10 protein-coding genes are annotated in these 11,944 nt (G+C 70.1%); 2 read left to right on the top strand and 8 right to left on the bottom strand.

What is annotated here, in order from left to right; all coding sequences use genetic code 11:
• Positions 1-574: 574 nt before the first annotated feature.
• A complete protein-coding gene (locus GFH48_RS21260; protein WP_153289773.1) occupies positions 575-1,423 on the bottom strand; it encodes a hypothetical protein in 849 nt (282 codons plus the stop codon).
• A gap of 245 nt (positions 1,424-1,668) precedes the next feature.
• On the opposite strand from GFH48_RS21260, the gene GFH48_RS21255 reads away from it, so the two are divergent.
• Together GFH48_RS21255 and GFH48_RS21250 are read left to right on the top strand one after the other, a co-directional pair.
• The gene (locus GFH48_RS21255; protein ID WP_153289772.1) at positions 1,669-2,757 is read left to right on the top strand and encodes a Leu/Phe/Val dehydrogenase; all 1,089 of its coding nucleotides are present in this window, start codon (positions 1,669-1,671) and stop codon (positions 2,755-2,757) included.
• A gap of 323 nt (positions 2,758-3,080) precedes the next feature.
• The gene (locus GFH48_RS21250) at positions 3,081-3,335 is read left to right on the top strand and encodes a DUF3073 domain-containing protein (RefSeq protein ID WP_153289771.1); all 255 of its coding nucleotides are present in this window, start codon (positions 3,081-3,083) and stop codon (positions 3,333-3,335) included.
• Positions 3,336-3,521: 186 nt separating this feature from the next.
• On the opposite strand, the gene purM is transcribed toward GFH48_RS21250, so the two are convergent.
• The 7 genes from purM to purS all read right to left on the bottom strand — a co-directional run bounded on the left by purM (position 3,522) and on the right by purS (position 11,625).
• Positions 3,522-4,622, bottom strand: coding sequence for a phosphoribosylformylglycinamidine cyclo-ligase (gene purM, locus GFH48_RS21245; protein ID WP_153289770.1), 1,101 nt, complete (start codon positions 4,620-4,622; stop codon positions 3,522-3,524).
• Between the two features lie 43 nt (positions 4,623-4,665).
• The gene (gene purF / locus GFH48_RS21240; protein WP_153289769.1) at positions 4,666-6,195 is read right to left on the bottom strand and encodes an amidophosphoribosyltransferase; all 1,530 of its coding nucleotides are present in this window, start codon (positions 6,193-6,195) and stop codon (positions 4,666-4,668) included.
• A 61-nt stretch (positions 6,196-6,256) separates the two neighbouring features.
• Positions 6,257-7,069 (bottom strand): META domain-containing protein, encoded by an 813-nt coding sequence (locus tag GFH48_RS21235; protein WP_153289768.1) that lies wholly within the window; start codon positions 7,067-7,069, stop codon positions 6,257-6,259.
• A gap of 390 nt (positions 7,070-7,459) precedes the next feature.
• The gene (locus GFH48_RS21230) at positions 7,460-8,293 is read right to left on the bottom strand and encodes a maleylpyruvate isomerase family mycothiol-dependent enzyme (RefSeq protein WP_153289767.1); all 834 of its coding nucleotides are present in this window, start codon (positions 8,291-8,293) and stop codon (positions 7,460-7,462) included.
• A 115-nt stretch (positions 8,294-8,408) separates the two neighbouring features.
• Entirely contained in the window at positions 8,409-10,685 is a 2,277-nt protein-coding gene (gene purL / locus GFH48_RS21225) for a phosphoribosylformylglycinamidine synthase subunit PurL (RefSeq protein ID WP_153289766.1), read from the bottom strand.
• The gene (purQ, locus tag GFH48_RS21220) at positions 10,682-11,362 is read right to left on the bottom strand and encodes a phosphoribosylformylglycinamidine synthase subunit PurQ (protein WP_153289765.1); all 681 of its coding nucleotides are present in this window, start codon (positions 11,360-11,362) and stop codon (positions 10,682-10,684) included. The genes purL and purQ overlap by 4 nt, the downstream gene beginning before the upstream one ends.
• Complete coding sequence (gene purS / locus GFH48_RS21215) at positions 11,359-11,625, bottom strand: phosphoribosylformylglycinamidine synthase subunit PurS (RefSeq protein ID WP_153289764.1); 267 nt, start codon at positions 11,623-11,625, stop codon at positions 11,359-11,361. The genes purQ and purS overlap by 4 nt, the downstream gene beginning before the upstream one ends.
• Positions 11,626-11,944: the final 319 nt, after the last annotated feature.

Genomic DNA, 11,944 nt, shown 5'->3' with positions numbered 1-11,944 from the left:
GTTATAGGACGAACGGCTTGTCCTCGGCACTACAACTACACCATCCGTCCAGCCGCGTCGGCCAAACCGATGGAATTGCCCTCCCAGGTGTTCATCAGCGACGGAAGCCGATGGACCATGCCATAGCGGACAGTCACGACACTGTGACGATCAGTCACAGGGCGATCAGGAGTCACCAGACCCCCCATAGCGTGCAATGCGGAGATTCCACCCAAACACGGGTAGAAGGAGCCCTCCCCGGACTCCTTGTCCTATTTTGGCACGGGGAGGGGTAAGCGATGCAAGAGCCAGGTAAGTGCCATCCGTCACGCTTGACACGCCCTTGACGCAAAAGACCGGATCGGGACCTACGTCCCGTAGTCAGGAACTACGTCCCACAGTGGCACCTCTTCGGCGTGCGAGGACCATACGTCAGTTCGGTTGCCGTCGGCTGAGATACGCGTCACACGCCCCGGACGGCCTCACACGACGCACCCGTCCCGCCCGTTCTGCGCGACCCACCCACCCCGCACGGCACGCACGTCCCACGCGTCCCACGTGATCCACCCGAATCACCCGAATCACCCGCTGGACCTCAGTTCGAGGACTGCCGGTCCCTGACCGAGCGCCAGCGCTCCACGAGCCGCCCGTACGCCTCGCCCGCGGCGGCCCCGTCCCCGCTGCGCAGCGCCTCGATGCCCTCGGCGACGTCCGCCGCCGAGTGGTCGTCCTCCAGATGCCCGGCCGGCAGGGCGTGCACCAGCCCGCCGTAGTCCAGTTCGACCAGCGAGCGCGGGTGGAACTCCTCCAGCCAGCGCCCCACGTCCACCAGACCGTCGATGAGCGGCCCCTCGTCGAGGGTGTCCCGGAGCGTCTTCAGCGCCCGCGCGGTCCGCCGGCGCGCCTGCACCATCGGTGTCCGGTAGCGCAGCACCGGCGCCGCCCCGTCACCGCCCGCGCCCTTCTCGTACTCCCGCTCCTCGTCGGAGACGAGCACGAACCAGTTCAGCGGCACCTGCCAGGTGGAGGTGCGGATCCACGGGCGGGCGTCGGGGTTGCGGGCCATCCAGCGCTCGTGGTCCAGGGCGGCCTGGCGGCGGACGAGCGGGGGCAGCACCGCGTCCAGGACCGACGCCGGCAGTTCCTCCGCCAGCTCCCCCAACGCCTGCCAGCCCCGCAGCCGGGTGCGCCAGGGACAGACACAGAGCACGCCGTCGACGTCCAGCACGAACGCGTCGGCGCTCTCGTGCACCGGCACGGGGATCGGCGGCGTCGGCAGCAAATCGGCCAGGGAGCGGCGCAGTTCGTCCTGGTACGACGGACGCTCCGCGCGCCGGGCATAGCGCGCCCAGTGGCCGCGCTCCGGCTCCGCAAAGGCGGCCAGCGGTTCGTAGACGCGCAGATAGGACGCGTACGGGACGACCACCGGGGACACCTTGGGCACCTCTGCTCCCTCCCCATCGGGCCGAACACGAAACCCGGACGGGAACGTGTTCAACCGGCACACGAGCGACCGGGAAAACACTGCAAATCGTCCCACGGCCGTGCGGAAACGTACTCCGGGAGAAGGTGATCCTGAACACTGCGCGGATGGTGACCGGGCACAGGCTCTACCCTCGTGCCCACGGGCGCCCGCCATCCGCACGGGCACCGTCCTCAACCGCCGCTACTTACCTGGGAGTCACCACAGTGACCGACGTAACCGACGGCGTCCTGCACACCCTGTTCCACTCGGACCAGGGGGGTCATGAGCAAGTCGTGCTGTGCCAGGACCGGGCCAGCGGCCTCAAGGCCGTCATCGCCATCCACTCCACCGCTCTGGGCCCCGCCCTCGGCGGGACGCGTTTCTACCCCTACGCGAGCGAGGAGGAGGCCGTCGCCGACGCGCTGAACCTCTCCCGCGGGATGTCGTACAAGAACGCCATGGCCGGTCTCGACCACGGCGGCGGCAAGGCCGTCATCATCGGCGACCCGGAACAGATCAAGAGCGAGGCGCTGCTGCTGGCCTACGGCCGGTTCGTGGCCTCGCTCGGCGGGCGTTACGTCACAGCCTGCGACGTCGGCACCTACGTCGCCGACATGGACGTCGTGGCCCGGGAGTGCTCCTGGACGACCGGCCGTTCGCCGGAGAACGGCGGCGCGGGCGACTCGTCGGTGCTCACCGCCTACGGGGTCTTCCAGGGCATGCGGGCGAGCGCCCAGCACCTGTGGGGCGACCCGACGCTGCGGGGCCGCAGGGTGGGCGTCGCGGGCGTCGGCAAGGTGGGCCACCACCTCGTGGACCATCTGCGCCAGGACGGCGCCGAGGTCGTCATCACGGACGTGCGGGCGGACTCCGTGCGGCGGATCCTGGACAAGCACCCGGCCGGCGTCACCGCCGTCGCCGACACCGAGGCGCTGATCCGCGTGGAGGGGCTGGACATCTACGCCCCCTGCGCGCTCGGCGGGGCACTGAACGACGACTCCGTGCCGGTCCTCACGGCGAGGATCGTGTGCGGCGCCGCCAACAACCAGCTCGCGCACCCGGGCGTCGAGAAGGACCTCGCGGACCGCGGGATCCTGTACGCGCCCGACTACGTCGTGAACGCGGGCGGTGTCATCCAGGTCGCCGACGAACTGCACGGTTTCGACTTCGACCGGTGCAAGGCGAAGGCCGGGAAGATCTTCGACACCACGCTGGCCATATTCGCACGTGCGAAGGAGGACGGGATTCCGCCGGCCGCCGCGGCCGACCGGATCGCCGAGCAGCGGATGGCGGAGGCACGCGGGCGCGGCTGACGGAACCGGCCATTCGGAACCCCTCGTTCCGGCCCACTTCCTGGTTGTCAGGGACCCGCCGACGGAAGACTTGGAGAGAACTCTCACCCCCGTCGGCGGGTCGGACGCCAAGAAGAGGTTAAAATCGCGGTTGACCAGCGGGGACAGGGCACCTCGCCGGTTCTGGGCCAAGGCGCGTCCTGCGGGCGACGTACCGTATGGGCGCGGGCTCAGGTACCGTGGAAGCCCTACGGACCGGTCTCTCCACGGAGAGTCCGTTCCAGATCATGAACGCGTGTCAAGACTCTGGGGCCACCGAGCCCCGTATCCGAGGGGGTCGAGCCATGGGGCGCGGCCGGGCAAAGGCCAAGCAGACGAAGGTCGCCCGCCAGCTGAAGTACAGCAGCGGCGGGACTGACCTCTCGCGCCTGGCCAATGAGCTGGGCGCTTCGACTTCGAGCCAGCCGCCGAATGGCGAGCCGTTCGAGGACGACGACGAGGAAGACGACCCGTACGCCCAGTACGCGGATCTCTACAACGACGACGATGAGGACGAGGACGAACAGTCCGGTCCCCAGTCTCAACGTCGCGGCGCTTGACGCAACAGCGTCCCTCGCGGTTTCCGCGATCTCTCGTAGCAGATTCCTGTTGGCGGACTTCTGCCGACAGATCTTCGCCGGCGGTTCTCCGTCGGTGGGTTCTGTCGGCAGAATTCTCGTAGCAACCGCACTTCACCCGGTCCGGGGCGTCAGCGCCGGACCGGGTTCTGTGCTGCCCGAAGGGCGTCAGCTCGCGTAGTCGCCGACCAGGGCCGCGCCCGTCGTGTGCTCGCCGCGCTCGGTGATCTCGCCGGCGATCCAGGCGTCCACACCACGGTCCCCGAGGGTGGCGAGCGCCGCGTCCGCCGATTCCTCGGGGACGATCGCGATCATGCCCACGCCCATGTTCAGCGTCTTCTCCAGCTCCAGCCGCTCGACCTCGCCGGTCCGGCCGACGAGATCGAAGACCGGGGCCGGGGTCCAGGTCTCACGGTCGACGATCGCGTGCAGGCCGTCCGGGATCACCCGGGCGAGGTTCGCCGCGAGGCCGCCGCCGGTGATGTGGCTGAAGGCGTGCACCTCGGTGGTCCGGGTGAGCGCCAGGCAGTCCAGCGAGTAGATCTTGGTGGGCTCCAGCAGCTCCTCGCCGAGCGTGCGGCCGAACTCATCGATGTGCTGGTCGAGGCTGAGGTTCGCCCGCTCGAAGAGGACGTGCCGGACGAGGGAGTACCCGTTCGAGTGAAGCCCGGAGGCCGCCATGGCGATCACCGCGTCACCCGTGCGGATACGATCCGCCCCGAGCAGCAGGTCGGCCTCGACCACGCCCGTACCGGCGCCCGCGACGTCGAAGTCGTCCGGACCCAGCAGACCCGGGTGTTCGGCCGTCTCGCCGCCCACCAGGGCGCAGCCCGCGAGGACGCAGCCCTCGGCGATGCCCTTCACGATGGCCGCGACGCGCTCCGGGTGGACCTTGCCGACGCAGATGTAGTCGGTCATGAAGAGCGGCTCGGCGCCGCACACCACGATGTCGTCCATGACCATCGCGACCAGGTCGTGGCCGATCGAGTCGTACACGCCGAGCTGCCGGGCCAGGTCGACCTTGGTGCCCACGCCGTCCGTGGCGGAGGCGAGCAGCGGACGCTCGTACCGCTTCAGGGCGGAGGCGTCGAAGAGGCCGGCGAAGCCGCCGAGGCCGCCGAGTACCTCGGGGCGCTGCGTCTTCTTCACCCACTCCTTCATCAGCTCCACGGCGCGGTCGCCCGCTTCGATGTCGACGCCGGCGGCCGCGTAGGAAGCGCCGGAGGGACGGCCCGTCGCCGGAGATGACTGATCAGAGACAGAAGACATTGCCTGGGATCTTTCGGGTTGGTGAAACGGGGCTCTGCGGCAGTTACGGGCGACGGATGGCGTCAGCCGCGGCCGTGGCTGCGGGACCCGCGGCCAGCTCGGTCTCCAGGAGCTGCTTGCCGAGCAGCTCGGGGTCGGGAAGCTCCATCGGGTACTCGCCGTCGAAACAGGCGCGGCACAGGTTCGGCTTGTCGATGGTGGTGGCCTCGATCATGCCGTCGAGGGAGATGTACGACAGGGAGTCGGCGCCGAGCGAGGTGCCGATCTCCTCGATGGTCATGCCGTTGGCGATCAGCTCCGCGCGGGTCGCGAAGTCGATGCCGAAGAAGCAGGGCCATTTCACGGGCGGGGAGGAGATCCGGATGTGGACCTCGGCGGCGCCCGCCTCGCGCAGCATCCGCACCAGCGCGCGCTGGGTGTTGCCGCGCACGATCGAGTCGTCGACGACGACCAGCCGCTTCCCCTTGATGACTTCCTTCAGGGGATTCAGTTTCAGGCGGATGCCGAGCTGCCGGATGGTCTGCGAGGGCTGGATGAAGGTCCGCCCGACGTACGCGTTCTTGACCAGACCCGCGCCGAAGGGGATTCCGCTGGCCTCCGCGTAACCGATCGCGGCGGGCGTCCCGGACTCCGGAGTCGCTATCACCAGGTCGGCCTCCGCGGGGGCCTCCGCGGCGAGCTTGCGACCCATCTCGACACGCGACAGATACACGTTCCGGCCGGCGATGTCCGTGTCGGGGCGGGCCAGGTAGACGTACTCGAAGACACAGCCCTTGGGCTTCGCTTCCGCGAATCGCGAGGTGCGCAGGCCGTTCTCGTCGATGGCGACGAACTCGCCCGGCTCGATCTCGCGGACGTACGCGGCACCGCAGATGTCGAGGGCGGCGGACTCGGAGGCGACCACCCAGCCGCGCTCCAGACGGCCGAGGACCAGCGGGCGGATGCCCTGCGGGTCACGGGCGGCGTAGAGCGTGTGCTCGTTCATGAAGACGAGGCTGAAGGCGCCCTGGACCTGCGGGAGGACCTTCGCGGAGGCCTCCTCCACGGTCAGCGGCTTGCCGTCGTCGTCGACCTGGGCCGCGAGCAGCGCGGTGAGCAGGTCGGTGTCGTTGGTGGCGGCCACCCGGGTGGACCGGCCGTTGGTGTCCTTCGGCAGGTCGGCGACCATCTCGGCGAGCTGCGCCGTGTTCACCAGGTTGCCGTTGTGGCCGAGCGCGATGGAGCCGTGCGCGGTGGCACGGAACGTCGGCTGGGCGTTCTCCCACACGGAGGCGCCGGTGGTCGAGTAGCGGGCGTGACCGACCGCGATATGACCCTGGAGCGAACCGAGCGAGGTCTCGTCGAAGACCTGGGACACGAGGCCCATGTCCTTGAAGACGAGGATCTGGGAGCCGTTGCTGACCGCGATACCCGCGGATTCCTGGCCTCGATGCTGGAGGGCGTAGAGCCCGAAGTAAGTGAGCTTGGCGACCTCTTCACCGGGGGCCCAGACTCCGAAGACGCCGCAAGCGTCCTGGGGGCCTTTCTCGCCGGGGAGCAGATCATGATTGAGTCGACCGTCACCACGTGGCACGGCTCCGAGTGTAGGCGAGATCGACCACTGGTCCGAATTGGGGATACGGGGCCGCTGCGGCTCACTTGTCGGCGAGCGCCGTCACACGGGTGCCGTTTGTGCTGGTCAGGGCCAGGGAACGGTGATCCAGTACGTAGCTGACGGTCCCGTCGAAGAGGCGCAGCAGGGCGCGCTCGGTCTCCATGAGTGAGGCGTCGCACACCATCCGGGTGGTCCTCGGGGCGCCGAGGGTGATATGTCCGTCGCGGACGGTGGCCTTCGCCGAGACGTTGTTGCAGCCGAGACGGCCGGAGAGCGCGTCCTGGCGCTCGTCCAGGACGAAGAACGCCACGGCTCCCGCGGGCAGCGACCGGGCCACGTCGCCGGAGCCGACGGACGTGATGGTCCACTTCGTACCCCGGAGCGGGGCGTCCGCCTCCCTGGTGAGACCGATCCGGTCGCCGTCGCCGCTGGTCAGTGTGAGCTTGTCGCCCTTGACCGCGGCGTTGAACGTGTCCCGGGCGACGACGCGGGCCAGGCTCCTCTCGAAGGCCATCGGGGTCTTCCCGCAGGCCATCTCCGTCATCCGGACGTCGCCGAAGCCGACGCGGTCGTCCTTGAGGGTGGCGGTCGATCCGAAGCCGTTGCAGCCGAGGTTGCCGCCGACAGTGCCGTCCCGGCCGATGCGCAGGTAGGCGCCGGCGGGCGTGCGGGTGGTCCTCCCGTCGACGGTCAGGCTGTCGACGTTCCAGTGGACACCGGTGACGCCGGTGCGCGCGGCGGTGACCGACGACGAGCCCGTCCCCGCGGGGCCACCGCCGGCCGTCTCGGTACCGCAGGCGACGGCGAGCGGAAGCAGGGCCAGGACGCCGAGGGTCAGTCGCTGCTTGTCCATGGCGTTGGGACGGGGCGGGTGGGGTGATCGGTTCCCTTCGCCCGGGACGCCGGATCCGCCACCGCCACGGGACGTCGCTCCACGGGTCGCTCCGTGGGTGGCTCAGCGGGTGGCTCCGCGGGTGGCTCCGCGGGTGGGTCCGCGAGGGACACGGGGCCGGGCCGCAAGGCCGCACCGCGAGGGACACGGGGCCGCTACCGCAAGGCCCCACCGCACGCGCTGACGGGCACCGGCAGGGGCCTCGGGTGCGCGAGGGGGCTCGGCACGCGCTGACGGGCACCGGCAGGGGCCTCTCGCGGAGGCCAGGCCGCACCGGGTGACCGGCACGCGAGGCGCGCCCCGCGGTCGTCGCGCGGCGGTGCCCGGACGCTCCGGCGGCGCGGGTGCGGGTCAGCCCATGAGCGGCAGGAGCGAGGCGAGATCCGCCCGGTCCCCACTCGCGCCGACCTTGGCCTCGTCCAGCGCCGTCCGCCAGTCCGCCCGTCCCGTGGCGAGCCGGATCCAGGTCAGCGGGTCGGTCTCGACGACGTTCGGCGGCGTGCCCCGGGTGTGCCGGGGGCCCTCCACGCACTGCACGACGGCGTACGGCGGGATCCGCACCTCCGTCGACGCGCCGGGCGCCTTCACCGCGAGCGCGTCGGCCAGCAGCCGGGTGCAGATGGCCAGCGCCTGACGGTCGAACGGGATGTCCGTCCCCGCGGCACGGTTCAGGTCGTCGGTGTGCACGACAAGTTCCACCGTACGGGTGACGAGATAGTCCGCGAGGGTCATGGCGCCGGTGCGCGCCCCGGTCTCCGGGCCGGAGCCGGGGGCCCGGCGGAGCGTGGCGAGCAGCCGTCCGTCCGGTGCGGCGGCCAGTCGCTCGGTGTACCGCTCCTCGGTGCGGGCGTAGAGCGCGTCCAGGTCGGGGTGGTCCGCGGCCAGCCGGCGCGTGCCGTCGGCGATGGCCTGTGCCCGTCCCGCGGTGGCGAACGGCCAGTCGAGCAGCGCGAGTTCCCGGCTCGCGGGCTCCGGCAGGTCGAGGTTGCGGCTGACGTTCTCGAGGGCCGTCGTCAGGTGCGCTGCCAGGTCCCGCACGCTCCAGTCACCGAGGTCCGAGGCCCGCGCCAACCGCTCCTCGTCGAGGCCGCGTACGCCGTCGCGCACGTGGGCGAACTGCGCGAGCACCGCCGCGCGCGTCTTGACGGGGTCATAGGTGCGGGCGCGTTTCCTGGCCGGAGGCATGATCCCCAGGGTAGGCGGTGGACGGACGCGGGCGCGGGGCGCGGGCGCGCGCGAAGGCCCCGCCCGGGATTCCGTCTCCCCGGGCGGGGCCCTGACACTCGTACGGCCGCCGGTGCTACGCGAGGAGCGCCGGGATCGTCCCCTCGTGCGCCGTGCGCAGCTGGGTCAGCGGGAGCGTGAACTCGCCCTGCACCTCGACCACCGCGGTCGCGTCGGCCTCGGTCCCGTCCACGACACCGATCCGGGTGACGGGCAGGCCCCGCGCGCCGCACATGTCGTTGAAGCGGAGCTCCTCCGAGCGCGGGACGGCGACGACCGCGCGGCCCGCCGACTCCGAGAAGAGGAAGGTGAAGGCGTCGAGACCGTCGGGCACGACCAGCCGCGCGCCCTTGCCGCCGAGCAGCGCCGATTCGACCACGGCCTGGACCAGACCGCCGTCGGACAGGTCGTGCGCGGAGTCGATCATGCCGTCGCGGGAGGCGGAGATGAGGATCTCGCCGAGCAGCCGCTCGCGCTCCAGGTCGACCTTCGGCGGCAGCCCGCCGAGATGGTCGTGGACGACCTGCGACCAGGCCGAGCCGCCGAACTCCTCGCGGGTGTCGCCGAGCAGGTAGAGGAGCTGTCCCTCTTCCTGGAAGGCGACCGGCGTACGGCGGGCGACGTCGTCGATGACACCCAGCACGGCCACGACCGGGGTCGGGTGGATGGCCGCCTCGCCCGTCTGGTTGTAGAGCGAGACGTTGCCGCCGGTCACCGGGGTGCCCAACTGCAGGCAGCCGTCGGCGAGACCGCGGACGGCCTCGGCGAACTGCCACATGACCGCCGGGTCCTCGGGCGAGCCGAAGTTCAGGCAGTCGGAGACGGCGAGCGGCTTGGCACCGGTCGTCGCGACGTTGCGGTAGGCCTCCGCGAGCGCGAGCTGCGCACCCGTGTACGGGTCGAGCTTCGCGTACCGGCCGTTGCCGTCCGTGGCGATGGCGACGCCGAGTCCGGTCTCCTCGTCGACGCGGATCATGCCCGAGTCCTCGGGCTGCGCCAGCACCGTGTTGCCCTGCACGAAGTGGTCGTACTGGGAGGTGATCCAGGACTTGGAGGCCTGGTTCGGGGAGGAGACGAGCTGGAGGACCTGGTCCTTCAGCTCCTCGCCCGTCGCCGGGCGGGGCAGCTTGTTCGCGTCGTCGGCCTGGAGCGCGTCCTGCCACTCGGGGCGGGCGTAGGGGCGCTCGTAGACCGGGCCGTCGTGCGCGACCGTGCGGGGGTCGACGTCGACGATCTTGCCGCCGTGCCAGTAGATCTCCAGCCGGTCGCCGTCGGTGACCTCACCGATGACGGTGGCGATGACGTCCCACTTGTCGCAGATCTCCAGGAACCGGTCGACCTTCGCCGGCTCGACGACCGCGCACATGCGCTCCTGCGACTCGCTCATGAGGATTTCCTCGGGCGAGAGTGTGGAGTCGCGCAGCGGTACGTCGTCCAGGGTGACGCGCATGCCGCCGGAGCCGTTGGACGCCAGCTCGCTGGTGGCGCAGGACAGGCCGGCCGCGCCGAGGTCCTGGATCCCGACGACCAGCTTCTCGGCGAAGGCCTCCAGGGTGCACTCGATGAGGAGCTTCTCCTGGAAGGGGTCGCCGACCTGGACGGCGGGACGCTTCGACGGCTTGGCGTCGTCGAAGGTCTCCGAGGCGAGGATCGACGCGCCGCCGATGCCGTCGCCGCCCGTGCGGGCCCCGTACAGGATGACCTTGTTGCCCGAGCCGGACGCCTTGGCGAGGTGGATGTCCTCGTGCCGCATGACGCCGATGGCACCGGCGTTGACCAGCGGGTTGCCCTGGTAGCAGGCGTCGAAGACGACCTCGCCGCCGATGTTGGGCAGGCCCAGGCAGTTGCCGTAGCCGCCGATGCCCGCGACGACGCCCGGCAGGACGCGCTTGGTGTCGGGGTGGTCGGCCGCGCCGAAGCGCAGCGGGTCGACGACCGCGACGGGGCGGGCGCCCATCGCGATGATGTCGCGCACGATGCCGCCGACGCCGGTGGCCGCGCCCTGGTAGGGCTCGACGTACGACGGGTGGTTGTGCGACTCGACCTTGAAGGTGACGGCGTAGCCCTGGCCGACGTCGACGACGCCGGCGTTCTCGCCGATGCCCACGAGGAGCGCGTCGGACTGCGGGGCCTTCTCGCCGAACTGGCGCAGGTGCACCTTCGACGACTTGTACGAACAGTGCTCGGACCACATCACGGAGTACATGGCGAGCTCGGCGCCGGTCGGGCGGCGGCCGAGGATCTCGACCACGCGCTCGTACTCGTCCTTCTTCAGGCCCAGTTCGGCCCAGGGCAGCTCGACGTCGGGGGTCGCGGCCGCGTTCTCGACCGTGTCCAGAGGCGTGCGGCTCATGCGGTGACCAGCTTCTTGAGGATCGAGGTGAAGAAGGGGAGGCCGTCGGTGCGGCCGGAGCCGACGAGGGGCTCGACGGCGTGCTCCGGGTGCGGCATCAGGCCGACGACGTTGCCCGCCTCGTTCGTGATGCCGGCGATGTCCCGCAGCGAGCCGTTCGGGTTGACGTCCACGTAGCGGAACACGACCCGGCCCTCCGCCTCCAGCATGTCGAGCGTGCGCTCGTCGGCGACGTACCGCCCGTCCATGTTCTTCAGCGGGATGTGGATCTCCTGGCCGGACGCGTAGTCGGCGGTCCAGGAGGTTCCCGCGTTCTCCACCCGCAGCTTCTGGTCGCGGCAGATGAAGTGGAGGTGGTTGTTGCCGAGCATCGCGCCCGGCAGGAGGTGCGCCTCGGTGAGGACCTGGAAGCCGTTGCAGATGCCGAGAACCGGCATTCCGGCCTTCGCCTGCGCGATCACGGTCTCCATCACGGGCGAGAAGCGCGAGATGGCGCCGGCCCGCAGATAGTCGCCGTACGAGAAACCGCCGGGCAGCACCACGGCGTCGACCTGCTTGAGGTCCTTGTCCTTGTGCCAGAGGGCGACGGGTTCGGCGCCCGCGAGCCGGATCGCTCGCTGGGTGTCACGGTCGTCGAGGCTGCCCGGAAAAGTGACGACTCCAATACGAGCGGTCACTTTCCCGCCTCCACCTTCTCGTCCTCCACCTTCACGGTGAAGTCCTCGATCACGGTGTTGGCGAGGAAGGATTCCGCCAGTTCGTGGATGCGGGCGAGCGCGGCGTCGTCGACCGGTCCGTCCACTTCCAGTTCGAATCGCTTTCCCTGACGTACGTCGGAGACGCCTTCGAAACCGAGACGCGGCAGTGCACGCTGCACCGCCTGGCCCTGGGGGTCGAGGATCTCCGGCTTGAGCATGACGTCGACTACGACGCGTGCCACTGGCACTCCCGGTGTGTGGTGCTGAGCAGGTCCCTTCAGACTACCCGTACAAAATTTCTACCCGCGTAGATTCGTAGAATCCTACGTGAGCCCGATCACGATCCCGCATCGACGCGGGGGCCTGCACGGAAAATCCTGGGAAAAACCGCAGAAGAGCGGTGGGACCCCATTGCCTCCTGACACGCGGAAGGATTTAGTCGGGCTTCACAATGCAATGCCCGGCACTGTACAAAGGAATTGGCAATAGCCGATACTTTGCCCAATAACAGCCGGACAGTCGGCATCTCCCCGACAACTCCGTGGCGTCCGCGCACGTCAT

Source organism: Streptomyces fagopyri (assembly GCF_009498275.1).
In the GTDB taxonomy this organism is placed as follows: Bacteria; Actinomycetota; Actinomycetes; order Streptomycetales; family Streptomycetaceae; genus Streptomyces; species Streptomyces fagopyri.
Note: the sequence above shows the minus strand (reverse complement) of the source record. Positions and strands in the feature narration are given on the sequence as shown.